The organism is Faecalibacterium sp. DFI.5.82 (assembly GCF_029076575.1).
Classification (GTDB): domain Bacteria; phylum Bacillota; class Clostridia; order Oscillospirales; family Ruminococcaceae; genus Faecalibacterium; species Faecalibacterium duncaniae.
The window spans coordinates 60,435-86,652 of the sequence record NZ_JARFIS010000001.1; the positions used below are offsets into that span (position 1 = coordinate 60,435).

At 63.4% G+C, this 26,218-nt stretch carries 37 protein-coding genes; all 37 read right to left on the reverse strand.

The window, feature by feature from the left end; all coding sequences use genetic code 11:
• Positions 1–26: 26 nt before the first annotated feature.
• The 37 genes from P0G09_RS00300 to P0G09_RS00480 all read right to left on the reverse strand — a co-directional run bounded on the left by P0G09_RS00300 (position 27) and on the right by P0G09_RS00480 (position 26,213).
• Positions 27–341 (reverse strand): phage holin, LLH family, encoded by a 315-nt coding sequence (locus P0G09_RS00300; RefSeq protein ID WP_195385466.1) that lies wholly within the window; start codon positions 339–341, stop codon positions 27–29.
• A complete protein-coding gene (locus P0G09_RS00305; protein ID WP_256175126.1) occupies positions 338–646 on the reverse strand; it encodes a hypothetical protein in 309 nt (102 codons plus the stop codon). Before P0G09_RS00305 ends, P0G09_RS00300 begins: the two co-directional genes overlap by 4 nt.
• Before the next feature lie 14 nt (positions 647–660).
• On the reverse strand, positions 661–1,026 hold the full coding sequence (locus P0G09_RS00310; RefSeq protein ID WP_256175124.1) for a serine/threonine protein kinase: 366 nt from the start codon (positions 1,024–1,026) through the stop codon (positions 661–663).
• A 57-nt stretch (positions 1,027–1,083) separates the two neighbouring features.
• Positions 1,084–1,215, reverse strand: coding sequence for a hypothetical protein (locus P0G09_RS00315; RefSeq protein WP_020989839.1), 132 nt, complete (start codon positions 1,213–1,215; stop codon positions 1,084–1,086).
• A 56-nt stretch (positions 1,216–1,271) separates the two neighbouring features.
• Positions 1,272–1,436: a hypothetical protein gene (locus P0G09_RS00320; protein ID WP_256175123.1), complete on the reverse strand. Its 165-nt coding sequence runs from the start codon at positions 1,434–1,436 to the stop codon at positions 1,272–1,274.
• Entirely contained in the window at positions 1,433–1,603 is a 171-nt protein-coding gene (locus tag P0G09_RS00325) for a hypothetical protein (protein ID WP_008981404.1), read from the reverse strand. The genes P0G09_RS00320 and P0G09_RS00325 overlap by 4 nt, the downstream gene beginning before the upstream one ends.
• The gene (locus P0G09_RS00330) at positions 1,600–3,309 is read right to left on the reverse strand and encodes a DUF6273 domain-containing protein (protein ID WP_275251653.1); all 1,710 of its coding nucleotides are present in this window, start codon (positions 3,307–3,309) and stop codon (positions 1,600–1,602) included. Before P0G09_RS00330 ends, P0G09_RS00325 begins: the two co-directional genes overlap by 4 nt.
• The gene (locus P0G09_RS00335) at positions 3,218–4,441 is read right to left on the reverse strand and encodes an RNA-directed DNA polymerase (RefSeq protein ID WP_256175119.1); all 1,224 of its coding nucleotides are present in this window, start codon (positions 4,439–4,441) and stop codon (positions 3,218–3,220) included. Before P0G09_RS00335 ends, P0G09_RS00330 begins: the two co-directional genes overlap by 92 nt.
• Before the next feature lie 171 nt (positions 4,442–4,612).
• The gene (locus P0G09_RS00340) at positions 4,613–4,741 is read right to left on the reverse strand and encodes a hypothetical protein (RefSeq protein WP_255653996.1); all 129 of its coding nucleotides are present in this window, start codon (positions 4,739–4,741) and stop codon (positions 4,613–4,615) included.
• A 20-nt stretch (positions 4,742–4,761) separates the two neighbouring features.
• On the reverse strand, positions 4,762–5,160 hold the full coding sequence (locus P0G09_RS00345; protein ID WP_008981408.1) for a hypothetical protein: 399 nt from the start codon (positions 5,158–5,160) through the stop codon (positions 4,762–4,764).
• A 13-nt stretch (positions 5,161–5,173) separates the two neighbouring features.
• On the reverse strand, positions 5,174–5,437 hold the full coding sequence (locus tag P0G09_RS00350; RefSeq protein WP_238043177.1) for a hypothetical protein: 264 nt from the start codon (positions 5,435–5,437) through the stop codon (positions 5,174–5,176).
• Entirely contained in the window at positions 5,431–5,649 is a 219-nt protein-coding gene (locus P0G09_RS00355) for a hypothetical protein (protein WP_256175117.1), read from the reverse strand. Before P0G09_RS00355 ends, P0G09_RS00350 begins: the two co-directional genes overlap by 7 nt.
• Before the next feature lie 12 nt (positions 5,650–5,661).
• A complete protein-coding gene (locus P0G09_RS00360; RefSeq protein WP_256175115.1) occupies positions 5,662–6,888 on the reverse strand; it encodes a hypothetical protein in 1,227 nt (408 codons plus the stop codon).
• 12 nt (positions 6,889–6,900) lie between these two features.
• Entirely contained in the window at positions 6,901–7,245 is a 345-nt protein-coding gene (locus tag P0G09_RS00365) for a hypothetical protein (RefSeq protein WP_256175113.1), read from the reverse strand.
• 57 nt (positions 7,246–7,302) lie between these two features.
• On the reverse strand, positions 7,303–7,647 hold the full coding sequence (locus tag P0G09_RS00370; RefSeq protein WP_008981412.1) for a hypothetical protein: 345 nt from the start codon (positions 7,645–7,647) through the stop codon (positions 7,303–7,305).
• A gap of 33 nt (positions 7,648–7,680) precedes the next feature.
• Positions 7,681–8,430: a phage tail protein gene (locus tag P0G09_RS00375; RefSeq protein ID WP_256175111.1), complete on the reverse strand. Its 750-nt coding sequence runs from the start codon at positions 8,428–8,430 to the stop codon at positions 7,681–7,683.
• Between the two features lie 15 nt (positions 8,431–8,445).
• Entirely contained in the window at positions 8,446–9,096 is a 651-nt protein-coding gene (locus tag P0G09_RS00380; protein ID WP_256175110.1) for a phage tail protein I, read from the reverse strand.
• Positions 9,097–10,488, reverse strand: a complete 1,392-nt coding sequence (locus P0G09_RS00385; RefSeq protein ID WP_256175108.1) for a baseplate J/gp47 family protein — start codon at positions 10,486–10,488, stop codon at positions 9,097–9,099. It abuts the gene before it with no gap.
• 14 nt (positions 10,489–10,502) lie between these two features.
• The gene (locus P0G09_RS00390) at positions 10,503–10,775 is read right to left on the reverse strand and encodes an early E1A protein (RefSeq protein WP_195385476.1); all 273 of its coding nucleotides are present in this window, start codon (positions 10,773–10,775) and stop codon (positions 10,503–10,505) included.
• Between the two features lie 15 nt (positions 10,776–10,790).
• Entirely contained in the window at positions 10,791–11,366 is a 576-nt protein-coding gene (locus tag P0G09_RS00395) for a hypothetical protein (protein WP_195385477.1), read from the reverse strand.
• A 12-nt stretch (positions 11,367–11,378) separates the two neighbouring features.
• Positions 11,379–11,789 (reverse strand): pre-mRNA-splicing factor, encoded by a 411-nt coding sequence (locus tag P0G09_RS00400; RefSeq protein ID WP_243252281.1) that lies wholly within the window; start codon positions 11,787–11,789, stop codon positions 11,379–11,381.
• Positions 11,789–12,709: a hypothetical protein gene (locus P0G09_RS00405; RefSeq protein WP_256175106.1), complete on the reverse strand. Its 921-nt coding sequence runs from the start codon at positions 12,707–12,709 to the stop codon at positions 11,789–11,791. The genes P0G09_RS00400 and P0G09_RS00405 overlap by 1 nt, the downstream gene beginning before the upstream one ends.
• A gap of 4 nt (positions 12,710–12,713) precedes the next feature.
• Complete coding sequence (locus P0G09_RS00410; RefSeq protein ID WP_008981420.1) at positions 12,714–12,938, reverse strand: LysM domain-containing protein; 225 nt, start codon at positions 12,936–12,938, stop codon at positions 12,714–12,716.
• Positions 12,910–14,967, reverse strand: a complete 2,058-nt coding sequence (locus P0G09_RS00415; RefSeq protein WP_195385478.1) for a phage tail tape measure protein — start codon at positions 14,965–14,967, stop codon at positions 12,910–12,912. The genes P0G09_RS00410 and P0G09_RS00415 overlap by 29 nt, the downstream gene beginning before the upstream one ends.
• A 115-nt stretch (positions 14,968–15,082) precedes the next feature.
• Positions 15,083–15,493, reverse strand: a complete 411-nt coding sequence (locus P0G09_RS00420) for a phage tail assembly protein (RefSeq protein WP_195385479.1) — start codon at positions 15,491–15,493, stop codon at positions 15,083–15,085.
• Between the two features lie 57 nt (positions 15,494–15,550).
• Entirely contained in the window at positions 15,551–16,063 is a 513-nt protein-coding gene (locus P0G09_RS00425) for a phage major tail tube protein (protein ID WP_195385480.1), read from the reverse strand.
• The gene (locus P0G09_RS00430; RefSeq protein ID WP_195385481.1) at positions 16,063–17,571 is read right to left on the reverse strand and encodes a phage tail sheath family protein; all 1,509 of its coding nucleotides are present in this window, start codon (positions 17,569–17,571) and stop codon (positions 16,063–16,065) included. Before P0G09_RS00430 ends, P0G09_RS00425 begins: the two co-directional genes overlap by 1 nt.
• A 47-nt stretch (positions 17,572–17,618) precedes the next feature.
• Positions 17,619–18,236, reverse strand: a complete 618-nt coding sequence (locus P0G09_RS00435; protein ID WP_256175105.1) for a hypothetical protein — start codon at positions 18,234–18,236, stop codon at positions 17,619–17,621.
• Positions 18,237–18,247: 11 nt separating this feature from the next.
• Positions 18,248–18,571: a sugar ABC transporter ATP-binding protein gene (locus P0G09_RS00440; RefSeq protein WP_033121172.1), complete on the reverse strand. Its 324-nt coding sequence runs from the start codon at positions 18,569–18,571 to the stop codon at positions 18,248–18,250.
• Positions 18,571–18,990 carry a Rho termination factor N-terminal domain-containing protein gene (locus P0G09_RS00445; protein WP_195385484.1) on the reverse strand — a complete coding sequence of 140 codons (420 nt, stop codon included), beginning with the start codon at positions 18,988–18,990 and terminating at the stop codon, positions 18,571–18,573. The genes P0G09_RS00440 and P0G09_RS00445 overlap by 1 nt, the downstream gene beginning before the upstream one ends.
• A 22-nt stretch (positions 18,991–19,012) precedes the next feature.
• A complete protein-coding gene (locus P0G09_RS00450) occupies positions 19,013–20,083 on the reverse strand; it encodes a major capsid protein (RefSeq protein WP_256175104.1) in 1,071 nt (356 codons plus the stop codon).
• Between the two features lie 18 nt (positions 20,084–20,101).
• On the reverse strand, positions 20,102–20,509 hold the full coding sequence (locus P0G09_RS00455; RefSeq protein ID WP_256175102.1) for a head decoration protein: 408 nt from the start codon (positions 20,507–20,509) through the stop codon (positions 20,102–20,104).
• A complete protein-coding gene (locus P0G09_RS00460) occupies positions 20,509–21,729 on the reverse strand; it encodes a head maturation protease, ClpP-related (protein WP_195385487.1) in 1,221 nt (406 codons plus the stop codon). The genes P0G09_RS00455 and P0G09_RS00460 overlap by 1 nt, the downstream gene beginning before the upstream one ends.
• A complete protein-coding gene (locus P0G09_RS00465; protein WP_256175101.1) occupies positions 21,716–23,293 on the reverse strand; it encodes a phage portal protein in 1,578 nt (525 codons plus the stop codon). Before P0G09_RS00465 ends, P0G09_RS00460 begins: the two co-directional genes overlap by 14 nt.
• Before the next feature lie 156 nt (positions 23,294–23,449).
• Positions 23,450–23,716, reverse strand: coding sequence for a hypothetical protein (locus tag P0G09_RS00470; RefSeq protein WP_118647711.1), 267 nt, complete (start codon positions 23,714–23,716; stop codon positions 23,450–23,452).
• A 15-nt stretch (positions 23,717–23,731) separates the two neighbouring features.
• Positions 23,732–25,654 (reverse strand): phage terminase large subunit family protein, encoded by a 1,923-nt coding sequence (locus P0G09_RS00475; RefSeq protein WP_256175099.1) that lies wholly within the window; start codon positions 25,652–25,654, stop codon positions 23,732–23,734.
• A complete protein-coding gene (locus P0G09_RS00480) occupies positions 25,638–26,213 on the reverse strand; it encodes a protoporphyrinogen oxidase (RefSeq protein ID WP_256175097.1) in 576 nt (191 codons plus the stop codon). The genes P0G09_RS00475 and P0G09_RS00480 overlap by 17 nt, the downstream gene beginning before the upstream one ends.
• Positions 26,214–26,218: the final 5 nt, after the last annotated feature.

Below are 26,218 nucleotides of genomic sequence, written 5' to 3' on the forward strand. Positions count from 1 at the left end.
GGCGGGCCGGAGCCCGCCCCTCTCCGTCATTCGATAGTCAGGCCCTCGGTGTTGAGCTGCTTGACTGCTGCCTCGATCGCGTTGATGACGCTCTCCTCGTCGACCTTGAAGCCCTTCTGCTTCAGGAAGTCGATGACGTACTGCTTCTTCTCCTCGCCGCGGCCGGCGCCCTTGTAGAGCTGCTCAGCAGCAGCGACGCCGATCTTTACCCACGCGGTCAGCTCCTTGCGCTGTGCCTCGGTGGTCTGGCTCTTGAGCCACGGGATCAGGAAAACGCTCACGCCGGCGCCGATCAGGGCGATGGCTGCGTTGACGATAGGGGTGATGTCGATGGTGTTCATCCTTGTGCCTCCTCATTGTTGAGAGTGTCCCCGGATGGATCCGGGAGCGGGTTGCCGTCGGCGTCGAGCCTGTGGCGGTTTCGGCTGATTTTCTCGCCGAGGCTCTTGCCGGCGTATGTGATTAGATAGCCGACGCAGGCGGTGAAGATCGTGCCAGTCACTTCACTGACCGGGTCACGCCCGAAGGCTGAGAGCAGGTAGGACGTGGCCGCGCTGAGGCTCGCCACGATGGCCGCCCAGTATGCGAGCTTCTTGCTCGCCTCGATCTTCTTTTTCCGCTTGCGCCGGCGCTTCTTTGCGGCCATGCTGCTCCACCTCCTCAGTCGATGATCGCGTGGATCCCCTGACTGGTGAGGAAGTCCTTCTGCGCGTGCTTGATTTTGGCAGCGTAGTCGAGGGCCGCGTGCATATCTCCGTTACAATGCGCGTCGGGGATGCGCTGCACGGCCCGGGCCGTCGCCTCGCCGAGTGCGATGGCTGCCGACGTGCCTTGAATGGTGATGATCTGAAGATCCTCACGGGCTCGCTCTCGAGCCGCTGCCTCTTGCTGTTGTTTGGCCTCCTCGGCCTCCTTTTCCTTCTCTCGCTTCTGGATCCTGTGCTCGAGCATCCAGAAGCAGAAGCCGGTCACGGCCGTCGGGATCCCCAGTAGGGCAACGAGCGCACCGATGTTGATTTCGATCATTGTGTCACCTCATAAAAGCCGGAGGGCCGCATGGCGCGGCCCTCCTTGTTGTTGGGCTTACTCCTCGACGTCGTCGAAGTAGCCCATGTCGACGAGATACTTGTGCACGCGGGCCTTCAGCTTCGCGGGGACGTTGTCCTCGGTGATGCGGCCCATGATGATCTCGCCTGCATACAGACGTACCAGCATTTCACGCTCCTCCTTTCCTGCAATTTTTAATAATAGCCACGCGAGGGCCCGGGCGATCATTCGGTCGCCCCTTCCTTCGCGGTGCCAGCGTTTGCGGCTGCCTCGATGGCAGCGATGGCGTCCTCGACCTGCTTGCGCAGCTTCTTCGGGACGTCGTTGATGGTCATGATGGAGCCTTCGCGGGTCAGCTCCCTGACGTACAGCTCGACGATCTTGCTCATGCTGTTACCTCCCCGCCGTCGCCGTAGACCACGTCGGCCAGCTCCATGATGCAGCCCTTCAGCAGCTCGATGGTGTCAGCCTGCTCGGCGATGGTTTTGTCCTTCTTGGCCTCTGCGGCCTGTTCGTCGTTCAGCTTTTGGATGCTGTCGGCTCTGTGTTTAATCATGCAAAGTTACCTCCGATCGACTGAATGTAGCAGGTCTCCGTAGCAGAGCCGCGGAGCAGCTTGGCTTTGACCTTGACGCCCCACGCTGCGGCCGTCTTGGTCTTGTTTGTGAAGTAGTGCTTCTGGCCGGTGCGGGCCTTCTGCGTGATGTCCTCCCACGTCGGGCTCGCGTCGTTGCCGTTGTTGCAGATCCAGACCTGAAGCGTGCAGCCGGCCGGGAAATTGCCCTGAATGTTGACGAGGGCCTTGGTCGGCATGGCGTCGGCCTCCATAGCGAGGGTCTGCTCGAACTCGACGGACGTGACGGCCTTGGTGAAGGTCAGCGTGCGGGTGACGCTGGCGTCCTTGGCGTCGGTCGCCACGATCTTCAGGGTGTGGCTGCCGTTCACGACCTTCAGCCACGCCTCGGAGCCGATCGTCAGCGTGTTGGTCTGGCCGAGGGTCACGGTGTAGCTGCGCAGCGTCACGCCGTCCAGCATCTCCACGACGTCGACCTGATGGCCGTCGGCGTCGGTGACGGTGTACTCGTAGGACGGGGCCGCCGTGCTGAAGCTGCCGAGGGCGCCGTCCGTGCCGCTGATGACGGGCGGCCGGTTGTTGGTGACGGTGCGGGTGGCGCTGGTGGTGTATGCGCTCTCCGCGCCGGCTGCGTCGTATGCCTTGACGCGGTACTGCACGCTCGTCCATCCGTAGGTGATGGTGTCGGTGTAGGTGCGTGCGGATCCCTTGTAGACCTGCGCCCATGTGCCGCTCCCGACCTTGCGCTCCAGAACGTAGCCGGAGAGGTTGCCGTCGGGGTCGGTGGAGGCCGCCCACGAGATGCTCAGGTTCTCGCCGCCGAGCACTTCGCTCGGGACAGTGATGGACGACGGCGCTGTGGGCGCCTGATTGTAGATCACTGTATAGCATCCATCCGAGTCGACGGAGTCGGAGATCAGGAGATCAGAGGACAGATTACAAGCGGGGCGCAGGCCGAGGAGGCCGAGGAAGGCGAGGCTCCAGCCCAGCGCGCCACCGGCGCGGACGAAGCGGGCGAGGTGGGCCGAGCCGGCATAGGCGTCACGCAGCCAGTAGTACCACGCGGTACCAGAGCCCGGGTTGCTGGAATAGTTGGAATTGGCGACGCAGGAGGCCGTCACGGTGGCGATGCGGCTGTTGTTGTCGCTGAAGATCGCCAGCTTGCTGCCGCAGACGTGGTCGCCGCTCAGGCCGACCTCAGTGCAGGACAGAGGAAAGATCTTGTCCGTGCAGGTCTCCGTCCCGCCGCCGTCTGTGGAGCTCTTGCCGACCGTGATGGTGGTGTTCAGCAGAGCTGCCCGCTCGTTGGCGGTGAAGGCGTTCAGAAAACCGGCGAGGCCACTGTACGGGTTGACGCCGTTCCAGACGTGGGAGGAGTCCGGCGTCTGGTCTGCGGAGTGCTGCGCGGTGTACCACTGGCCGGCAGCCGCGGGGCTGTTGAGCCACTGGCGTAGGTTCGAGTAGATGTAGCGGTTGTTGCCGTAGTTGCGGCGGTCGCTGTTGCCGTTGCTCGGCTCTGTCGCGTCGAAGCACAGCATCTTGATGATCTGGTTGGTCACGAGCGTGACGCTGTTGGAGGGGTAGCCTGCGTGGTTCTTATCGGCCACGATCCAGATGATCGGGCTGCCGTACAGGCTGCCGAACTTGACCTTCGACTTGTTTGCGAGGTTGCTCAGTTTTTGGGCCATGAGTTGTGTCTCCTTTCGGTGATGGTTTGAGCTCCGGGAAATAGCTGAAGAAATAGGCGTCCATGTTCTGCCGCAGGTGGTAGGTGTTGCCGTGTGAGATGTGGCCCGTCCAGCTCGCGTAGGATTGCACGACGCTGTCGAGGGTGATCTTGCCGGAGTCCACCAGAGTGCGGAACTTGCGGATCTTGCGCTTCATGTTGTCGATGCTCTTGGCCCGCACTTTCCTCACGACCTTGCCGGTCTGTGTGAGGTATGTGTGGAAGCCGAGGAAGTCGATGCCGTTCTTCAGCGGGAGGATCTGCGTCTTGCCGTTCAGCCGAAGGCCGAGCGGCTTGATGTACGCCTCGATCTCCTTGAGTATCTGCCGGAGCAGCAGCTTGTCGCTGTGGATGATGTAGAAGTCGTCCATATACCTGCCATATACGAGGCCGCGGTCATCCCGCAGCCAGTGATCGAAGGCGTCCAGATAGAGCAGCGCGAGCAGTTGGCTCGACTGGTTGCCGATCGGGATGCCGGGGTCTGGCGTGCTGTCGATTATGAGCCACAGCAGCCACTCGGCGAAGTCGATCAGCTCGGGATCCTTCAGCCAATTCAGGGCCCGGCGGGCCGTTTCGTAACAGTAGGAATGGAGCAGGGTGTAAAAGAACTTTGAAAAATCGCCCTTCAGTACCCAGCCGTCGGCGTAGTCCCACTCGTTCATCGGCCGAGGCGGCAGGCCGGCAGCCTTGCGGGCTGCTTCGTCCGCTGCCTTTCGGCTGAAGAAATAGTGGCGCATGGCCGCAGCCAGACGGTCGAGGCCGTCGTGGGTGCCTTTGCCGATCTGGCCGGCATAGTTGTCCCGGATGAAGCGCCGGGAGAACGCCGGCTCGAGGACGTTGTCGCAGAGCGAGTGCTGGACGACCTTGCCCTCGAAGTCGATGGCGAGGACGAGCCGCTCCTTGGGCTCGTACACCTTGAAGGGGTAGTAGGGCCCGAAGGAATAGTCGCGCCGCTGGAGCCTCTCAGAGAGGGCGACGGTGCGCTCGATGGCCTCCATGCGGTAGCGCATGGCGGTCGGGTTGTCGCGCTTTCCGCAGCGGGTTTTGCGGTATGCTTTGTAGAGCGCGATGGTGCTGTTTACGATATTCTCCATTGAAAAGTCTCCCCGCCGTGTATAGCTCCGGCCACGCTTTGCGTGCGCCGCCGGGAGCATCGGCGGTCTTGTGTTTACCCATGACCGGGCCGGTCAGACGGCCACGGCTGCGGGAGGGATATGCCTTCCTTGGATGATGGGGCACAGTGTTCGCCTCCCGTCTCCGGGCGGTTAATAAGTCGGGCGATCCATCGAAGCGGGGCGCAGGCCGTTGTTGCCGTTGTAGGCGTTGTTCCTGTTCAGCGTGCCATCGGTGTTGACGTTGCGGGCGTTGTTGGCCGAGCCGGCACGAAAAAACAAGGCATACCCCGAGGGCCGCCTCACTGGTGACGCTTCTGTGCGTCCAGTTTGGCGGCCCTCTCTTTATCGGTTTTGTACCATTTGGCGGTCTGGTTCTTTACGCCGGCCGCCATCTTCGCCCAGTATGCAAAGGCGTCATCGCTGAAGCCGCTGAGGATCTCATGCGCGAGCTCGATGTGGTGGATCAGCTTTCGGCAGTTGCGAAGCGCCGACCGCTGCGCGCGATACCTGAGCTCACGCTCCTCGGGATCTGTCAGGAGCAGATCGTTGGCCTCCATCAGATCGGCGACGAGATCGCTGGCCTCGTTCATCATCCTTTGCGCCAGACCGAGCCGCTCCTTCTTCGGAAATACGGCCGGGTTTCTGGTCTTGATGTAGGTGTGTTTCTCGAGCTCCTTGGCGTCCGTGATGACCTGCATCTCGGGCAGTTTGTCACGGCCGAAGGGCGGGCGGCCTACATTGGCCCGCTCGTATGGCCGCGAGTGTCCGTTGCTTGCCGTAGTATCTCACCTCCTCGCCTTTGATTGTGACGCGGGCGCTGCTGCCGTCGTAGGTCTTGCCCTGAATGACGATGACGCCGTCCTCCCGCTTGCAGCAGGAGCAGGGCAGGGCCAGCTCGACGAACAGGTGCGCGATGATGCAGGAGGCTTCGGCCGGTGGGATCGGGGTGTAGTTGTAGCAATTTCCCATCAGCACTCGAGCCTCCGCTGCCCTGTGTTCCAGATGCCGGAGCTCACGGTCAGCCCCTCCAGATCGTCGAATGTGATCTGGAAGGGGTTGCTCGTGATGTCCGTGCAAACGAAGTCCCACAGGGCGTCGACCTTCACCTTCAGAGCGTTGTCAGCCGCGTCGACATACTCCTTCGTCGTGATGTCCTTCGGGTCGTCGACTGCTCCGTAGTGTTTCATAGGCCGGCCTCCTTACAGTGCGATGCTTGTGATGACGACGAGGATCGGGTTGGAGGGGGCAGCCGAGAGCGTGACCGTGACTTTGCCGTTGGCCGAGGCCGTGGCGTTCTCGAAAGAGACGTCGCCGATGACCTGCTCCTTGGTGACGCTGTCGATCAGGATCACGCTGAGGATGTAGCCGGTGACGGTGAAGCTCTTGCTCGCCGCGTCACTGAGGGTCTGGATGGTCTTGGTGACAGCCTTCGGGATCGCGGGCTTGTTCTTGATGAAGGCGTCGCTGTTGCCGTCTGTCTCGTTCCAGTCGCTCTGGACGTTCTTCTCAGCGTCGGCGGGAGCGTGGGCGCTCTGGCTGTGGTCGTATGCCGTCTTGCCACGGTCGCCGCGGTAGGCGGTGCTCGCAGTCTCGCCGAGGGCGAGGTCGTTGCCGATGACGGCGTAGGTCGTCCCGCTCCAGCGGTACGTCTTGTTCTGGTACTCGCCTTCGCTCAGGATGACGTAGATCTTGTCGGACTCAGGCGTCAGGGCTGCGCCGCCGGAGGTCTTGCTCAGCCAGTCAGCGCCGAGGGCCGTGGCGCCGGTGCGGATGTAGGCGTCGACGACGTCGTCCACATAGCTCGGGAGCTGGTTGGCCGGCACCTTGCCGCCGCTGTCCAGCTCGGCCACGCCGCCGGCTGCGCCTTTTTCCGTTGCGGGGATCGCGCCGACGTCAGCAGCAGCGGACGGGATCGTCGGCTTGTCGCTCAGATCCTTATAGCTGCCGGAGAAGGCCACGGTCTTGAGGTCGCTGAAGAACTTCAGCACCTTGCCGAGCAGGACGCTCAGCTTCTCGCCGGAGGTGGGTGCCTCGCGCTTGGCCGCAGCCTCGAAGGCGACGGTCACATTGGAGCCGTCACCGTCCGTGTTCAGCTTGCTGGTGTCCTTGGGGTGGACGTGGTCGCCGCGAGCGAACGCTGTCTCGGAGCCGACGGCGGCGGTGCCGTTCATCTTCGGCGTGGTCGTGGACGCTGCTGCGCCCTCGGGGACGTCCTTGGCCGTGATGAACTTGCTGTCGTTCTCGAGCTGCGAGAGCTTGGTCGGTACGGGGATCCATTTCTCGCCCGTCCACAGGTACAGCGTCAGGTCGACGCTACTGAAATAGATCTGGCCGAGCTTCGGGTTGGCCGGAGGTGCAGCGAGCGGCTGCATGATGGCGTTTTGGATCTCGTTCTGCGAGAGATCCAGATTTGTCAGGATTTTCACGGGTTTACCTCCTTAGTTGAAGTATGCAGTCCCGGAAAAGGCCGCGCAGAAGGTCAGGCGCACGGTGTTGTCGTCGAGGTAGTCGATCTCCCCGATGACCACAGTGCCAGCGCTGTCAACGACCGTGACGGCGGGCCGCTTTCCGAGGTTGTGGGCGATTGTCCACACCTTCGCTGCCTGCGCCTGCTTGTGGGTGTGGTGCCTGTCGTCCGTGATGCCGAGCTGTGCCGGCGTCATGTCGCCGATCAGCTCGTGCCCGTTGATCTTGGGCTTGTTGCGCAGGGCTTCGTAGTTTGAGGTGCTGCCGCCGCCCGTCTCCTTCATGGAGGCGGTCATGGAGGCAGGCGTCTCGGTCATCCTTGCCCCGAAGGTCTCCGCGCTGCCAGAGAACGAGGCATTGAAGTCGACGCTCACTTAGATGACGCCGTCCTTCAGGATCCGGCTGAGCGGGGCGGTCATGATGTTGCTCGCAAACGCGCGCCCGTCCTCCGTCCTGCCGCGGATCTGCACCTCCACCTGTTGATCCTCGTCAGGGGACAGAGAGCCGAGCAGCAGCGTGTCGGCTTGCGTCAGGCTGACGGTGACGACCTTGTCGGTCGCGTCGACGCCCTCGTCCCCGAGGTGCTTGGTGACTTCCACCTGCTTCGGTGGGGCATAGGTGGCGAGCTGCTGCGTGCGGAATGTTACCCACATTGTCACGAACTCGCTGACGTCGATGTCACAGTTGATGGTGATGGTTGGTGTGGTGCCTCTATACATGGGCGGCCTCCTTTCTGGCCTTTGGCCGGTAGTTTAGCACTCGAGGCGCTGGAGTCCGCTGTTCCAGATGCCGGCCGTCAGGGTGATGCCCGTCAGGTCTGCGAACGTGATCTGGAAGGGGTTGGTCGTGATCTCGCTGAAAACGGCGTCCCACAGCGTTGCGATCTTGCTGGTGTTCTGGCCGACCGCGTTGCTCAGGTCGTTCACCGAAGCCTCAGCGGCCTGCGCGATTGCGATGGCCTGCCGTGCGATCGCCAGAGCCTCCTCGGCCGTAGCCTGAGCGCCGAGGGCGATGGCCTTGTAGGTCTCGTAGTCCTCTTTCGTGGCGTAGGCGTCGGCGGGGATGTAGGCGGTCACGTTGGTGGCTGTACCGATCGCGGTGACGATGTCGATGGTTTTCTCGACGATGGTGGCGCCGCCGGAGGGCGGGATCCACTCGGCCAGATCGCCGCAGTTGCCGTAGCAGTACAGCACCTCGCCGACCTCGGGATCGGGATCCTCGGCATAAAGGCCGAGCTCGCGGTAGTAGAAGCCCTCGGTCTCGTCGCCGTTGGTGAAGATGCCGCCGACGGCCACGGTGCCGTCGCCGTTGATCTTCAGCTTCGTGATGTCGACGGTCGCCTTCGGGCTGACCACGCCGGTGAGGGTGCGGGGCGTCTGGCCCTCCTCGAGGTAGCCATCGCCGAGGACGATCTTGGTGTAGTTGATCTTCTGGCCGGCCACGCCCTTCGCCAGAACGATCAGGCCGGCGGTGGTGATGTCGTTGTTGATAAATGCAGCCATGTCTATCTCCTTTCCTTAGTCTGAGATGACCGCCGCGTCGGTGCCGATGCTGACGGTCTCGCGGTTGTTGTCGTGGACGACGGCCGCGTGGTAGATGTGGATCTCGTCGCTGCCCATGACGTGCACCTCTTGGGTGTGATCCCTGACGGCCATGCCGGAATAAAGGAACATTTCGCCGGTCAGGCAGATCAGGATCGCGTCGAGCCATGAGCTGCGGCGCTTGACCGTCCGCAGCAGTTTCAGGAACAGGTCGAGGTTGCTGTTGACGAGGCTCGGGTTGTCACTCAGCACCTTGAAGTGATGCGGCTGCCCGCCGTACTGATACCACTCCCTGACCTCGCCGGTGCCGAAGTAGTCGGCCACGATCTGCTCCACGGCGTAGGGGGTGCCGAGCTTTGAGTAGACGCGGTCGCTGTTGCGGATGACGGCCCGCTTGGCTGCGATGGGCGCGGTGCTGTCATACCACTGGATGTTCAGCTCCCACGCCATCTCGTCGAGCTCTGCGTCGCTGAGCTGGTCGATCTTGTCCCACCTGCTCAGGAGCTTCAGGCGCGCATAGGCGTCGCGGCTGACGATGTCGCAGCCGGCGGCGAGGCCCTTGTCGCTGCCGTCCTCCTGCATCCACGCAGGCAGCAGCTTGACCATCTCGGTCTCATTGAGCCGCATTTACACCACCTCGCTCTCGACCTTGTGGCTGACGGTCAGGTGGCCGCTGAACTTGGCGACTTGCGTGTCGTCGAGGGCCTTGTAGGTCGGCTTGACGACGTCCGCGCGGAAGGCGCCGGTCAGGTTCTCTCCCCACGAAGGCGAGAGGATCCGCTTGCGGAGCTGGTCGGGGTTGATGTCCCGGCCGAGAGCCGCGACTTGCCACTCGTTGTAGCGGTCGATCGCACCGCCGGTGCCTTCGACGTTGGCGATCACCTCGGCCTCGCTCTCCGGCGTGGTGTAGTACACGATCTCGATGTCATAGGTCTCGACCTCCGGGGGCACGGCGCTCACCTTGTCAGTGAGCGGCCGGATGTCCTTTGCGTTGACCACGTCCAGCACCTTCGCCAGCATGGCAGCGTCAGGGATCCCGCCGCCTTCCAGCAGGGGCACGATCTTGACGCAGCCCTCCAGCGTGCGGGTGATGATGATGTCGATGCTCTCGGCGGCCGAGAGGCTGCCCTTGAGCGTGATGGTCAGCAGGCCGTCGGTGTAGTCGACGGTGTAGTCCGTGTCCTTGACCGCCGCCGTGCTCTGCCCGTGGGCTTTCACGACGAGGGTGTCGGTCAGGAGCGTGCCGCCGCCCTTGAAGGCTTTGCCGTCGTAGACCGTGAGGGTCTCGCTGACGGTTTCCTTCTCGCTGACGGCCCTCGCGTCCACGATGGAACTGTCGGCCGTCATTACCCAGTAGATGTAAGCCTGTTCGGGGCCCGCGGTGGATCTCTTGGCGGGAGCCAGACGGATCCGCTCGCGGAGGCGGTTGTCGCCTTCGGTGGTGTAGGGTTCGCCGTCATCGCCTCCGGCTGTTTCGGTCAGGTTGGTGACGGACTCGATGTAGGGGATCAGGTCGACGAGGGTGCCGATCGTGCCGGCTGCGTAGCCGTTGAACTTCGTGCCGTTGCTCACGGCCGAGGTCGGCACCTCCACAGAGTAGGCGCCAGCTTGCAGCACAGCGATCTCGTCGGTGGCAAAATAGTTTTCGCTGTCCGGCGTCACCTTCGTCCATTTCGGAATGATGATGTTTTTCTCCTGCGGCGTGGAGACGGAGAAGCGCATGGTCGTCTTGGCCGGTGTGCCTTCCAGTCGTTTCACGTCCTGCCGCTCGCCGATGGCGTCCAGCACCTCGCCCCTCGCATAGCGGAGAAGCGTCTGCCGGCCGACGTCGTTGAGGCTGTTGTAGAGGGCAACGAACACGGGCACGAGAGCCTCGCCGAAGATCCGGCGCTCGTCGCCCGGGTAGAGCGGCTCGCCGGCGCCCTTTTCGAGCTCGGTGATGATGGTCTTGTATAGGGTGCTCGCGTCTGTCGTGGTGAGTTTGATGTCCTCGCCGTAGATATTTGTCGCGTCGCTCACGCTGTTCACCTCCTTCATGTGATGTTCTCGATGCTGGCCCGCAGCTCGAAGTCGCCGGTCTGAGCGGTCAGGGCTTTCAGGTCGGAGTCACTGAGCTGCACGCGGGGCTCGTAGGTTTCCACAACGAACTCCACGTCGGCGGCCAGATCGGTCGCAGCGGTTTCGCTCGGCTTGTCGATCAGCGTGCGGTCGATCCCCTTGATGCGCTCGTAGGGCACCTCCCCGCGGATGGTCTTGAGGAGGTTCTGCACGCAGATCTCGGGCGCTCCGTTGCCAGATGCTTTCATTGGGATCACCTCGCTTTACTTGAGCTGCGCATTGGTTGGCTTTTTGGATGCTTTGGCGCTGCTGGAGGCTCCGACGTTCACAGCCGAGGAGCTTATGCCGAGCTCCTTGTAGGTGGCGATGCCTGCCGCCGACTTGGAGCTGCTGCCGCTCTTGCCGCTGTTGCCGGATTTTCCAGAACTGGCCTTTTTGCTGCTGGCCTCCTCGGCGTACTCGGTCAGCTTGATCGTGATCTTGCCGGTCAGGATCCTGCCGAGGTTGTCCAGCTTGGTGTCTGATAGGCTCACGCCCGTGAGCTGAAGGTTGGCCGGGCCGAAGCGCCGGCCGGCCAGATAGAAGGGGGCATACTGCCCGACCAGCGCCGTCCACGACTCGTACTCGCTGCGCACGTCGCAGCCGACCGCGGCGGCCAGATCGAAGTCGAAGCTCATGCTTTGCAGCTTGAGCGCCTTGGTCTTGGTCGCCGGGGATCCGGCTTTGTCGTCGCTGTTTTCCGTGTCGAGCTCGACGCTGTGGGAGATGCCGTTGAGTGCGGCGATCCTCTGGCTGGAGACGCCCCACGTCTTGCCGTTCCACGATGCCATGACGGCCATGTCTATCCCTCCTTACTGTGGGCCAGAAGTGGTGCCGCCTCGGCTGTCTGTGTGAGTGTGGCCGGTCAGGCTGATGCCCGTGGCTGTCACGTCTGCCGACGGGACGCTGATGCCCTTGTCCTGCATCGTGAGCGCGCCCTTCTTGACGGTGATGTCGCCCGGGACGATGCCGCCCCACTCTCCGTCCATGCGGGAGAGGATGATGCCGGTGCCGTCCTCGAACATAGCGTAGGCGACTTCTGTGCCGGGGGTCAGGTTTCCCATCTCCCCGCGCAGATACCACGGGATCGTCAGCGGCCGCGTGACCATGCTGTCGGCGGTGCTTGGGAGCACTCTGGCCGTGGTTTTGTCTCCGTTCCTGTCGGCCTTTCCCTCCACGCTGGAGATCTTGCCCTTCTGGATCATTTGGTTGTTGCTGTTCATCAATATCCCTCCAGTGGCTTGCGGAGGTATAGTTTGCTCCGCGTCTTGACGTAGTCGTGCCGGATCCGGCTGATGAAGGCCGTGCCGTCCCACGACTTGACGCCCTCGGTCGCCAGCGTGACCACAGAGCCCGCCGCATAGTCTCGCAGCAGCGAGCCCGTCCAAAGGGTGCCGACGGTCGCGTTTTTGTTGGCGTCCCGGAGCAGGCCCTTGGCGAAGCGGTCGGCCTCGCTCTGGTCGGTCATGCGGAAGGGCAGGATCCGGCGCAGTACCTTGTCGCCGCCGCTCGGGGCTGTGAAGGTGCCGATCAGGCCGCCGTTGACTGCTTCGGCCGAGCCGTAGGCGTTGGTGCCCTCGTCGCGGTACTCGAAGTCATTGGCCGGGGTGATGGTGATGGTGTCGACGGGCTGCTGGCTTTCCATGCGCGCCTCATCGTAGACGACCAGCTTTCCGTCGTACACCAGAAACGCCGCGCCCTCGAGGGTGCAGCGGTTCTGAAAAAATGCGAAGTCCGCGAGATTGTTCTGCTCGACGTAGTCGTAGGTCTGGTCGGTGATCCCGTAGGTCTCGAGCGTCAGGCCGTGACGGCCGGCGACCTCTTGGGCCAGTTGCAGGAACTTGACCTTTTCCCACGATTTGCTCCGCGTATCCTTCGCAGACTGCGGGACGGAATAGGCCCGCAGGGTGATGATGCCGGACTCGGGGACGACGCTTTCGACGAACATTTTGCCCGTCTTGGCAGCGCCGTCCTCGATGGCGATGGTGTCGCCCTTCTTGGGGTTCCACGAGTCCCACAGCTCGCGGGTGTCGTTGAGTTTGAGTAGCAGCTCGTCGCTCTGCTTTTCGGCGTACATATCGTGATAGCAGCGGTGGACGCTGATGTCCGGGTAGATGTCGACGCCTTCGTATAGGATTTTCACGGCGTCACCTCCTCCACGGCGGCAGGGTCTCCGGCGTCTCCACGGTCTCGACGATCGGGATCCGCACAGCCTCGCCGCCCTCGAAGATCAGCACGTCGCTGAGGTCGGGGTTGGCCTCGATGATGGTGCTTGCCATGCGCTCCTCGTTATAGGCGACGAGCGCGATGCTGTCGAAGGTGTCGCCGCCCTGCGCCACATAATCAATAAAGCCGACTGTCTGCTGTGACATAGGCGCCGCCCTCCCTTCTGCTGAGTGCCTCGAGGATGAAGTCGATGAACTCCGGCTCGAGGTCGCGGAGCTTTCGGATCAGGGCGTCCTCGTCGGTGTCGCCCTCGATCTTGATCTGCGGGGAGAAGGACAGCCCGCTCAGGTCGTAGACCACAGCGGTGCCGGAGCCGCCGCTGAGCAGCTCGTAGTCGCTTTCGCCGTCAGATGCTCCGAGCATCCGGCCCGCCTCGGCCCAGTAGGACAGGTTTTGCGAGCGGTATGCAGGGTTGAAGCTGATGACGGCCTCGGTCGGGTAGTGCGGATCCTCGCCAGCGATGGACGGGCCTCTCGTGAAGCCGCCGGTCGCATAGCCAGAGACGGACGCGCTGCCGCCGCCCCCACCTCCGAACAGGCCGGCGATCTTGGAGATGACGCCGGAGCCGAAGCTGACAATCTTCGATACCCAGCCGACGATCGTGCCGAGCACGCTGGCGATGGGCTCCAGAATAGACAGCAGCGGGGTCAGCAGTGGGGTGATGGCACCGATCAGGCTCAGGATCGGAGGGAGTAGCGCCTGAACGAGTTGCATCAGGGGATCAAGCAGCGGCATGATGACGCTGTTGACGATTTGCAGGGCCACCTCCAGCAGCGGGGTGATGACCGGCAGCAGGCTCGAGATGATGCTCACCAGCACAGGCAGCACGGCGCTGACGATCTGCGTGATAATAGGGAGCACGGTGGCGAGCAGGCTGGCAATAGGCGGCAGGATCGCGGAAACAATCTGCATGAGTGGCGGGAGGAGCGTCTGCACGAGGCTGAGAAGCGGCGGGAGCAGAGTGCTCATTAGCTGCGTCAGAACGGGCAGAAGGTCGGCCGCGAGCTGAGAGATCAGGGGCAGAACGTCCTCGAGGGCGTCGGCCGCGCCGGTCAGGAACTCGTCGACAAACGGGGCCGCAGCCTCGACCGCCTTGGAGATGGCCGGAGTGATCTGCTCCATCAGCTTTTGCAGGGTCGGCATGAACTTGTTGAGCCCGTCGAACACAGTGTTCGCCATAGGCTTGAGGGCCACTTCGAGCCCCTGCTTCATAACCTGAAGCCGCTCGGCGAAGTCGTAGGTGTCATCGGCTGCGCCGGCGATTGTCTCGCCGTTTTCTTGCAGCTCAGCCGTCAGGTCTGCGACGGCCAGAGAGCCGTCTCGGATCGCTGCGGCCATCGTGGAGCCCGCCCTTGTACCGAAGATCTCCGACGCGATGCTGGCGGCCTCTGCGGCCGTCCCGGCGTTTTTGATCTTTTCGTAGTACATGGCGAGCCCGTCGCTGGCGCTGATGCCCTCCTTGGCAAGTGTGGCGACGCTCTTTTTCATGGCGCCGAGCACTTCGTCGGTGTTTACGCCGGCTTTGTCGAGCTGGCCCATCAGGGCGCTCGCCGTCTCGAAGGAGTAGCCCATCTCCTGAAGCTGCGGGCCGAACTTCTGCATATCTGCCATCAGATCCGTGAAGCCCATACCCGTGCTCTGGCTGACCTTAAAGATGTAGTCCATAGCGCCGCCCATGTCGTCGGCGTCGATGTTCCACTGTTGGAAGGCTTGGCTCGACTCCTCGATCACGCTGCCGAGGTCGTCCCCGAGCATATCGCTCACTTGGATGGCCTGCTTGGAGATCTCCTGAAGCTGCGGGCCGGTGAGGCCGAGGCGGGTGTTGTAGTCTGCGATCGCCTTGCTGGCGTCCTCCATTGTGGTCGGGACGCTCTTGTAGACGGCGTCGAAGTCATCCAGAAGCCCATCCAGCGCGTCGCCGGTGGCGCCGGTTCCGATGCGGATAGCATCAGCAGCGTCATCGAAGGACGCGCCGAGATCCTTCATGTACTTTCCGGCCTCGACGACTGCCTTGCCTGTCGCCACAGCGATGCCGCCCACGGCTGCACCAACGGCCAGCGCCTTCACGTTCAGGCCGCTGATTTTCTTCTGAGCCTGTTCGATGGCTTTGCCGAGTGATGGGTCGATGCTGCCGGCCAGATTGACGACCGCCTGCATCGTTTTTCCGTTTGCCATGTGCGTCACCTCCTTCTGATGTGGGGTTTCTTAAAGCTGGCCGCACGAGTCGGCCGGCTCGCTTGGAGCCGCTTGGCCTCCTCGACGGCCTCCCCGTATTCGGTCAGGAAGTCGGTCAGCCTTCGCTCTCCGAGGTCTCGCGTCGACGTGTGGAAGGCTCGGGCGTAGTCTCGGATTGCGCGTCGGAGCTGTCGGGGGTGTAGGGTTCCTCCGACTTCCCGGAAATAAAATCCCGGCCGATCCTCATAATCTTCATAACGTCGTAGCCGCGGACGCGCTCGAGGTCGGAGATGTCGATCTCGGGGTTGATGGCGATGATGGCAGCGAAGCCGAGGTAGAGGTGCAGGCCGTAGTCCAGCTCGGCCGCGCCGGCCGCGTTGCCGTTCTTGGAGCCGCTGGCGCTCAGCTTTCTGGCGTCAGCTTCAGCAAACGCCTGTGCGGTGATCTCGCTGATGTCATAGGTCAGCTCGTCGTAGCTCTTGCCGTTGATCTGCACGGGGTTGTCGAGCTTGATGGTGTTCTTCATTGGGTGCGTCTCCTTTCTATAAATAGAGGGCGCCGCATAGGCGCGGCGCCCTTCGGGTTACAGCAGGCTGCGGATGTCCTTGGCGTAGTCGACGCCGCCGACGCGCAGGATCGTGTTGAGCTGGTCGATCAGCCAGTATTCAGCGCCGCCGACGTAGAGCTGGTAGCGGCTCACGGCAAACGTGGCCTCGTTCTCGCTGGTGTTGCCGGGATCCACAGAGAGGCCCGGGATGCCCTTGGAGACGCAGCGGAGGAACGCCTTGCAGCCTTCGGTCTTGGTGGAGCCGTCGGCCTGCTTCACGTCCTGAGCCCAGCGGATCTCGATGGTCTTGCTCTCGAGCTTCATCATGTTCCGCAGGCCGAGGTCGATGCCGATCTTGGTGATGGACGCCTCCATAGCCTCGATCTGGCCGAGGATGGGGGCGGTGTAGGTTCCCATAGCCTTGAAGTCAGCGGTCACGGGAGTGACGGCCGGCAGCGAGATGGTCACGTCTTTGGCGACGAGGGTGCCGCCGATGTAGACGGTGTCGGCGAGGATAGGGCCCTTCAGGTCGAGCCACAGGTTTGCCATTACTCGTCACCTCCTTCGTAGTAGACAGAGAAGCCCGCGTCGGTGTATGCGACGTAGACGCTCGCAGACTTGAGGGGCGGGGTCGGGGTGACGGCGATGTCCCAGCGAAAGTCGCCATTCATCACGTCGGTGGTGCTGTTCTCGCTCTCGAGGAACAGGATCACAGGCTCGCCCAGCAGGGCGCCCATGCTCACATAACCGTCGAGCTTTTCCTGCTCGCGGTTGATGATGCGATCCTTCAGAGCCCGGGTCATGGGGCTGTCAATCTCAGGGCTCCACTCGCGCTGGAAACTGTTGGTGATGTGCATGAGCATCCGCATGGAGACGTCGAAGATCGCGCGGGGATCCACGTCTGCGCCATAGGTATAGGCGGCGGTATGGTCGCCCCACAGTACCCACTCGCCGCCCCACGCGACGGCGGTGCTGATGCCGTTCTGCGTCAGCTCCTTGCCGGTCTGCTGGTCGAAGCCGCGGTTGTTGGCGTTGGCGCCGAAATACTGCTTGATGATGGGGATAGCCTTGTTGCCGCAGGTCTCCATCGGGACGCTGTTGTGGCTGAAGTCGGCGCGCATGAGCTCGACCACGGCCATCGTGCTCAGGTGGTACACGTTGCCGAGATTGTCCACGCCCTGCGGCCAGTAGACCTTGGAGCGCTCGCCGGTGAAGGCGTTGGCCTTCTTCCATGCGATTGCCTTGGTGATCGTGTCGACCGCCTGCGCGGTGCTGTCCACGAGGGGCAGGTCAGCCACGACGAAGGCGTCCCAGTGGCCGTTGATCTTCTGGCTGGCCGTCAGCATAGCATTATAGACGGCAGGACTGTGGCTCCAGCCGGGGGCCGCGATCAGATTGCAGACCGCGAACTGCTCGGGATAGAGCAGCGTGATCGCGCTCAGGCCGCTGTATTCGCCGGAGGAGGTGACGCCGCCGATGATGTCGCTGTCCTCGACGCTGTCGTCCACCTCGTAGAAGGTGGCCGTCAGGTTGCCGGTGAGCTGCGCGTCGTCCTTCAGGCTGGTGATGATGACCGTGCCCTTGGTAAAGTTGTAGTCCACGGCGTAGTCAGAGCCCTCGACGTAGTTGCCGCTGGTCGCCTTTGCGATGGTCAGCGTGTCGAGGATGATCGTGCTGCTGGCGAACTCGGCACGGCCGCCGGTGAAGGCGAGGGTCTTGGTGGTGGCCTCCTCCTTGCGGTGCTTTCCCTCAGAGGGGTCGAGCACGTTGATGACGTAGATCGGGCCGATGTTCCCGAGGGTGTTGTTGAAATGTGCGTACATAACCTCGCACAGGGTAAAGGTGCCCCAGTCGGCCGCGTAGCCGAGCTTCTTCTGCGCGTCGACCAGACTGGTGATCTTGATCGGCGCGTTGATGACGCCGGCTTTGCCGAAGCCGCGCACGAGGTTGACGGGTGCCGTGCCGATATAGACCGGCGTGGTGCCCGCCTGCACGGCGCTCTGTGCCACAGTTTCGCCGATGTGGCCGTAGGCGCCGTAGAGGTATTCGTTTGCCATCTGCTTATCCTCCTTTGCATGAAATTAGGGCAGCCACAGGGCCGCCCTTAAAGCAGGTGTTGGTAGCTTTCCGGGTTGCGGGTCAGCGCCTCCTCGACGGAGAACTCAGCCCACGCAAACCAGTACGGGTAAAAGTCGGGGACGGCGTCTTGCTCGGCGACGGGGCCGAAGGAGATGCCTTCCTCTTTGATGACGCGGAGGTCGCCGAGGTACTCGGCGTTTTCGATCCGTCGGAGGGCTGTGTCCACAAAATTCCATGCGTCACGCCAGCCCTCTCCGTTCTTCACGAAGTAGGCCGCCGCGGCCTCGTTGTATTGCTGGACGTAGGAGCCGTTGCCGTCGCCTTTCGGCTTGTAAATGTCGGGCCCGTGATAGCCGGGATCCCACGCCGAAAAGAGGAGCCGGATCTTGACGCTGCGGGCACTTCGGATCAGGCGGTCGTCGCCCTGAACGAGCTGCACGCAGACCGACGGGATCGGTGCGGCGATGTTCGGCGGCGTCCTGTCCTTTGAGGGAACGAAAAGCGAGAAGGCGGCCGGGTTGACCAGCTTGTAGGGGTAGGAGGCGTCTGTGGCCTTATCGTCCGGGAGCTTCAGCTTGACCAGAGGGCAGACCTCAGCGGTCAGCCAGTCCCGGACGGTTTCGATGCTGTTGACGATGGACATGGCGGCACCTCCTACATGGTGACGGTCTGGCCGAGGGCCACGGTGGCGATCCCCATGTCCTCGCTCCAGTCGTTGACGATGTACTCGCGGCCGTCGACGTTGAGCCCTTCGCCCGCCGGGCGCCGAGCAGGCAGATCCTCGACCGCCGCGTAAAGCAGCAGAGAGGACTCCGCGACGCTCAGCTCTTGCCCCCCTTGGCGTTCCTTCAGGGCGTTGTCGTCCAGCACGGCAGCGATGGCCCGGCCTTCGACGGTGTGCTTCTCACCGAACTCGTCGAGATTGAGAAACGTGCGCCGGCGGTCGGCCTCGACCATCGCCTTGAAGCTGAAGGCCATCAGACAGGATCGGCGGCGCCGATCTGAGGGGGCTCCTCGTCGTCGGTGCCGTCATCGGGCTGCTCGGCCTTGGCGGCCTCGATGGCAGCGATGACGTCGGCCTTCTTGCGCATGGCAGAGGCGTCCACGCCATAGCGCGCGGCCACTTCCTTCAGCTCGTCGAGCTTCATGTCCTCGTCGTACTCAGGGGCCTCGTCGGCCGCGGTGTTGGTGCTGGCAGGCTCGTCGGCGTCGTCGCCGTGATCGGGTGCGGGCTGCTCGGCAGGCTCGTCCTGCTCGCCGATGTACTTGGCGACGCCTTCCTTCACCAGACGGGCCTCCAGCTCGTCGTCGAACTTCTGAGGGCCGTCTGCTTCAGTGATGGGGATCACCTTGCGGCCGTTATAGTAGCCGAAGGTGCCCTTGATAATCTGGATCATGCTCTGCTCCTTTCTGCTGCGTTCAGTCCGTCAGGACGTCCGCAACGATGAACGGGTTCTTGTTGTTGGGGATCATCAGCGGGCGGCTGGAGATGGTCAGCGTGCGGCTGTTGCCTTCGGCGCTGCTCACATACTTCGGCACGCGGCGGCCGGCGTAGGTGTGGAACTCGCCGTCGCTCTGCTCGACCTGAGAGACGGCGCCGTAGGCGGTGCGGCCAGCGCCGGGAGCGGTGAGGACGCACTTGCCGGACGGGATGTAGAGCTTGTCGTTGCCTTCGTCGTCGGTATAGGTCAGGTCGTAGGAGATGACGCTGATGATGCGGCCGAGGACGTTCAGGCGGGCCACGATGGCAGCGCCGTCAGGCAGCAGCTCGGGCTCCGCGTTGCCGATCTCGATGCGGCGGTTGTCGAGGAGCTTCTGCACGGCCGCGTCGTTGATGATGGTGTCAGCCACGTCCGGGGAGCAGACCAGATCGGAGGCGCGGAGGCCACGCTTGGTCAGCATACGGATCATAGCCTCCAGATCCTTCAGGATCTTGCCGCCGGTGGCGTCCCACTTGGCCGTCGGGGTGTAGGTTGCGGGGTTGCTGGCCTCGGAGTAGAAACGGATCTCCATCTCGTCAGCCTTGTCGACGTCGTCGGCGATGTGCTTCATCACACAGCCGTTGGTCAGCATGGTCTCGGCGGCCATCGCTTCTTCGCGGTTGGTGATGAGCTCGCCCAGCTCGTCAGCGTCGCGCAGGATGAGGGTCTGCTGGCGCTGCTCAGGGGTGAGCTGAGAGTAAAGGGCCTCGCCGAAGCCACGCTTGCGCAGCTCGTCGAGGGTCAGGACGCGACGGGGAGCCACGAAGGGCGGGGTGTAGCGTTCCATATTGTAGCCGGCGCGCAGGACGGTGACGCCGCCCTTGCGAGGGGCCACGAAGGGCGCCAGCTTCTTGCTGCCGTCACGGAACTCGACGAGCACGTCATCGGTGGCGAAGATGTCGCTCGCGTCGTTGGTGGGGAAATAGCGGTCACGCAGGAAGGTCGCGGCAGGGGTGAGCTGCTGCACGGCCATGAGCAGCGTGTGGGTGTCGTAGAAGTTAAAAGGCATTTTGTTGTCCTCCTTCTCTTAGTATTCGATGGCGTCGGAGAGCAGGATGCCGGCCTTGCGCAGCTCCTCCTCGTCGGTTGCCTTCAGGGTGTAGCCGCTTGCGACGGCCAGCTTGTTGCGGGCGAAGTGGCCGGTGCGGTAGGCCAGCACGGTCACGTCCGCGGTGGTGCCGACTTCCACGTCCTCGGCGAGGATGCAGTTGGCGGTCAGGGTTTCGTTGGTGGTCGCGGTGGAGCCGAGGATCACCAGCTTGCCGTCGCCGGCGGTGCCGGCAGACAGAGCCATCACGGTGCCGCGCTTATAGGTGGCCGCGGCGGTGGCCTCCTTGCGGATGGTCACGGTGAGCACGTCAGCGACGGGCTCGTTGGCAACGATCAGGCCGTCATAGCCGACGCTGCCGAGGTTTTCGTCCAGTCTCTTGCTCATTACTTCTTACCTCCGTTCTGAGACTTGGTGGAGTTGTAGAGGCCGACGATGGCGTCCACCTTTGCCTTGTCGTCGCTTTCGCTGCCTTCTTCGCCGCCGTTAGGGGCAGCGCCGACGCCGGCAGCGCCGGACTCGTCGTTGTCAGCCTTGGCGTCCTTCAGGTGCTTGGCACCGAGGGCCGCCTGCTTCTGCATGGCCTTGAGCGCGAGTTGCTCAGCGGTGCAGGGGGTCTCGCCGTACTTGGCGTCCCTGACGAGCTGCGCGTCGCCCACACTTGCGGCGATGCTGTCGATGGCCTCGATGCGGGCGCGCTCCTGCGTTCTGGCAGTTTCGGCCGCCTGCTGCTCGATCTGAGCCACGACGTCGGGGTGCTGTGCTCTCATTTCTTCGAGGGTCATGGTCTTGTTGTCCTCCTTCTTGGGGCCGTCGTTCTTGGCGGCCGCGTGTTTATTTCCAGCCGCAGGGGCGGCGTGGATGCTGTTGTCGATGGGGATCGTCCCCGGGATGCGCCTGAAGCCCTTGACGTCGTGCCGGATGCCGGCGACGAGGAGCACCTTCTTGTCGGCGCTCAGAGTGACGTCGGGGCCTTCGTCCGTGAGCAGGGTGTCGGCGAAGCCGTTGTCGATGGCCTCCTGCCCGACCATCCACGTCTCGCGGGTCATCATGCTGCGGAGCTGGTCGACCTCGATGCCGGTCTTGGCGTGGTAGATCTCCGCGATGGCCCGCTCGCTCGCGTCGAAGTCCTTCTGGAGCTTCTTCAGGTCTGCGAGGGTGTAGTAGTCGTAGAGCAGCCCGGCGACGCCGTGGATCATCACCATGCTGCCGGGATAGACCTGCACCTCGTCGCCTGCACAGGCGATGACGCTGGCCGCGCTGGCTGCGATGCCTTCCACGACGACGACCTTGTGGCCGGTCAGGCCCTTGATGGCGTTGTGGATGGCGATGCCGGTGTAGAGGTCGCCGCCGCAGCTATTGATCTTGATGGTGATGTTGCTCTTGCCCTTGACGGCCGCGAGATCCTCCATGAAGCTCTCGGGCGCGATGTAGAGGCCGGGCTCGGGCTCGCCCGTCCACCAGTCCACAGGCTGGCGGCTCACGACGTCGCCGTAGAGGGTGATCTCGCCCTCGTCGTCGCCGGTGCTGGCGACGTTCCAGAACTTGATCGGCGTGCCCGCAGTCTGAGGCCCGGCGCAGAGCCGGGGAGTGTTATGCGTTCTCATGCTTGTCTCCTTCCTTGATGCTTTTGATGGCCTCGGCGACGATCGCCTCCCGCAGAGCTGCGGAGATCGTGCCGCTGGCCGCCGTGCTCTGGTCGACCTGCCCCTGCGCTGCGCGCAGTTTCTCGTTTTCCCGAGCGAGCTGGTCGACATTGGCGTCCCACTGGCCGCCGTTGAGTCGGATGGTCGCCTGCTCTCTGGTCGTGATGCCTTCGCCGATGGCGAGGATCTCGGCCGTGATCTCCTTCGTCGGGTCGAGCTGTCCCTGAGAGGGGCCGATCCACTCGGCGCCGAGGTATGCGGCGCGGATCGTCGGGTCTGCGAAGAAGCCCGGGGCGCTGATGCGGCCGCGGGCGACGGCTTCAGAGAGCCAGATCTCATAGACTGGCGTGCAGAAGTCATCGACAAACCACTTGCGCCTCATGCGGAACGCCTTCCACGCCTCCATCAGGGCGGCACGGCTGGCGCTGTACGAGCTGTTGAAGCTCTTGAGCAGCAGGTCGGCCGGGATCTCGAGCGCGGCGCCCACCTGTTCGCAGATGGCGCGCAGGAAGGTGTTGAAGCCGCTGGCCGGCCGCTTGGGGTCTGCAAAGGTCACGTCCTCGCCGGGCTCCATGATGTTGATCTGGCCGGGGCCCATCTCGTACTCGTTAGGATCTCGGCTCACCTCCGGCAGGCTGCTCCCGACCTCGTTGAACGGGTTGTCGCCGGCGCCTGCCTCGGTCTTGATGAAGGCCGTGAAAAACGACTCGACGACCGCTGCGGTCAGCTCGCTCTCGGTGTAGCGGCGAAGCTGGAGCAGGGGCTCGATGACCTGCGCGAGATAGCTGACGCCGCGGTATTGATCCGGCCGCTCGCTCTCCATGACGTGCAGGATGTTCGGCAGGCCAGTCCGCTCACCGTATGCCTGAACGCGGGCCCACGTTGTCGTCGTGCTGCCGAGCTCGAAGGGGTAGGTGCTGCGGATGTGGTACGCCTCGATCTGGCCGTCACCGTTCACCTCGACGCCGTCGTAGATGGTGTTGCCGTTGGCCGCCTTGCCGGTGGTCAGCAGCATCGGGGTGATGATGCCGGAGGTCGTCGGTGTGGCGACTCGGTCGGCCTCGATCAGGTGAAGGCGCAGCGAGTAGGGCGTGAGCGGCGTCGGTTCGTACTGCTTCACGACGGCGAACACGTCGCCGCTGACCAGCCACGAGGAGAGTGCGAGCTGCTGCATGGCTGCGAAGTTGTTGACGCCGGTGGCGTCGCACGCCCTTTTGTTCTCAGACCAGAGGGCGAACTCCCGCTCGGCCTGAGCCTGCCATGCGTCCGCGGCCTCCTGCGTCATGCCGAGCGCCTCGCGGTCGATCCGGCTCTTGAGCTGGAGGCCGATGCCGACGACGTTGGTGCGGTTGGTGCGGATGGCAGAGGTGGCGATCGGGGCTGCCATGTAAAGCATCCGGGCACGCTGCCGCAGGGTGTAGTTGTTGGCGTCGATGTCCTCCTTCGGGCTGCCGCTCATAGCTCTGAAGCCCTTGGTCGCCTTCTTGTGCCAGCTTGCGCCGGCGTCGCCGTAGCCCTTATTCACGGGGCGCGGCTGCTGCCGCCTGTTTTGTGGGCGGCTTCTGCTTTTTCTTTTGCTGATGGTGCTCACCTCCTTCATGGTGAAGATGGCCGGGCCGGGAGAAAAGGAGCGAAAACTCCCGGCGTCGGCCTATGAAAAAAGCCCCTTTTGGGGCTTCTTTCACCAGTCTCGGGGCACTACTCCCACAGCTTTTCGCGGCTTCTCGCCGTTCAGTGCGGCCTCGAGGGCTTCGATGTCTGCCTCGAGCTGTTTGATGGCGGCCCGGATGGATCCGAGGTCGGTGTTGTAGCGGGCCAGATTGCGCGAGCCGATGCCGTAGCTCTGGACGCCTCCGTCCAGCATCTCGGCCTCTCGCTTCAGGTAGAGCTCCAGCCGGTTCCTCTTGATGGAGAGCTGGTACTCGATTTGTTCGCGGGTCTTTCTCATTGTGGTGTGTCCTCCTTACCAGTCGTCGAAGGCGTCGGCCCGGTTGTGCCGTGGCCGCTGCCGTTGCTGCTGCGGGGCCTTCGGCTTTTCCTCCAGCCCTTGCAGGCGGCGCTCGATGGCGTCCATGTCAGGGTTGATGATCTTGAGGCCGGCGTTGGCATAGTCGCGGCAGTCGAGGGCCTCGTTGCGGTTGTGGCCGGGCAGCTTCTCCCACGCCCAGCGGTCGCCGCGGCGTGTGTGCGTGAGCACCAGCTTCTCAGAGAGGAGCCCGTTGAAGAAATTGAGGTCATAACCGGCGTCGGGGTGCCGGTTGAAATGGCAATATTTCGGCCCGGCCTCCTGCACCTTCAGATTAGCCATGATCGTCGCCTTGCCGGCGTCGACGCCGATGGTGTAGAGCCAGCAGGTGATCCGCTTGTTGTCGCGGATCGGCACCTTGCTCGGAGGCGAGACGAAGGGGATGCCGTCGCCGCCCTTGCCCTTGATGGCAAAGACGCGCTTGCCGACGCGGGCCCGGCACGCCTCATAGACCTCTTGGGTGAAGTGGCCGCCGGAGTCGACGCAGGTGATGGAGATCTTCAGACCGCGGCCGTTTTTGAACTTGTAGACGTGGCCGACCACGTCGTCGAGCCGCTGCCAGACCTCCGGGGTGTCTGGTCGGCCCATGATGTAGCCCTTGACGATGCCCCACGTCTCGCCGTACTTCCCGTGACCGACCACCTCGTATTCGAGGCGGTTGTCCTGAGTGTCGACGCCGCAGGTCAGCACGAGCACGCCGTCAGGCAGCTCCACAGGGGTGCCGTCCGGGCGGGTGCCGTAGTCCTCGCGGCGGGCGAGCATGGTGTCCTCGTCCTCGAGGTCGCCGCGATCTTCCCACAGTTGGCCGAGCAGGGTGTTGTAGACGACCTTGAGGCGCTGCGGGTCATCCTTGGCGTCGAGGAACTTGAGGACGATCTTCTCCCACGGAGTCCACGGGCTCGAGAAGGCATTGAGCCAAAAAGAACGGACGCCTTTTTTGTAGGCGTCCGGGTTGTCGGCGATCCACTTGGCCGGCTGCTTTCGCATGACGTCCTCGGGGATCAGGCAGCCGCAGGCCGGGCAGCTCCACGAGACGCCGCTCTTGAGGCTCCACGACTTTTTCCCGCGGATCCGCTTGACCTCCGGGTCGAAATGGATATTGTCGAACACGATCTCGCTGTACTCCCCGCACTCGGGGCAGCGGTGGCACCAGCGTTCCTGCGTGCCTTGGTAAAAACTCGTCTCGATGTTGCTGTTGCCCTTGATGGTCGGGGTCGAGACCTCGACCGCCTTCGCGTTGTAGAATGTGGCCTGACGTGCTTCGGCCAGCGCCCACGGGTCGCCCTCGGTGCCGGCGCTGGTCGCCCAGCGGTCGCGCTCGTCGCCGATGATGTAGCGGGCGGGCGTGGAGGCCAGAGCCGAGGCGCTGTTGGAGCCGGTCAGGGTGAGCATACCGCCCGGGAAAGACTTCTGGAGGATCGTGTTGCCGCTGTCCTTGGCCTTGACGTCGTGCACCTTCGCCTTCAGGGGCTTGCTGTCGCGGATCATGGGGGCCACGCGGAGGCGGCTGAACTTTCGGGCGTCGTCGATGGTCGGGTGGACGTAGAGGATGCTGCCGGGGTCTTGGTCGATGATGTAGCCGATGATGTTGAGCTCGAGCTCGGACTTGCCGACCTGAGAAGCGGCTACCATGACTATTTTGTGCACCTTCGGATCCGTAAAGGCCCGCATGGGCTCCTCGAGGTACGGGGTGCGCTTGGTGCGCCACGGGCCGGCCTCGGCTGAGCTTTCCGGGGAGAGGCGGCGGTGCTTGTCGGCCCACTCGTCCACGGTCAGACTCTCAGGCGGGGCGAAGCGTTTGACCGCTCCGGCGATGGCGGTATTGAGCTTCGCGGCGGCTTTTTTAGTCGTCCGCGTCATCGGCGAGCTGTTCGCCCCAGCCTTCCCGATCCCTTACTCGCCGGGCGTACACCTCGGGATCGTATTTATAGCCGGCCAGCTCCGTCAGGATCTTGTAGACCTCTGTGCGGATGATCTCGGACGCCTCGGCGGGTGTTGCTGCGCCGGTGACGTCGACGGCCAGACGGCCCGGCAGGGCCACGAGCATCGACCTGATATTGTAGACGAGGTCGGTCATCACAGCCTCGACGTCCTCGCTGCGGTGCATGGTGCCCTCGAGCTCGCTGAGCTGGAGGGCGGCGATGTCTGCCTTGCTGCGCTTGAGGTCAGCCTCAGCCTCCAGACGCCGGCCCTCGATCTCGCTGTCCTTCTTCGACGGCTCCCGGCCGTTGGCCTTGGCCGTCAGGTATCGGATGTACCTCTGGATCGTCGGCAGCAGGTCGTAGCGGTTGGCGTTGCCTTCCTTGACCGCGGTGATGACGCCCTCCTTGGTGAGCTGCTGCACTCGGCGGGGCGTCATGTCGAACAGGGCCGCGATGGTCTTACTGTCGACGAGCTTGTTGTTGGTTGGGTTCGGCATGGCGT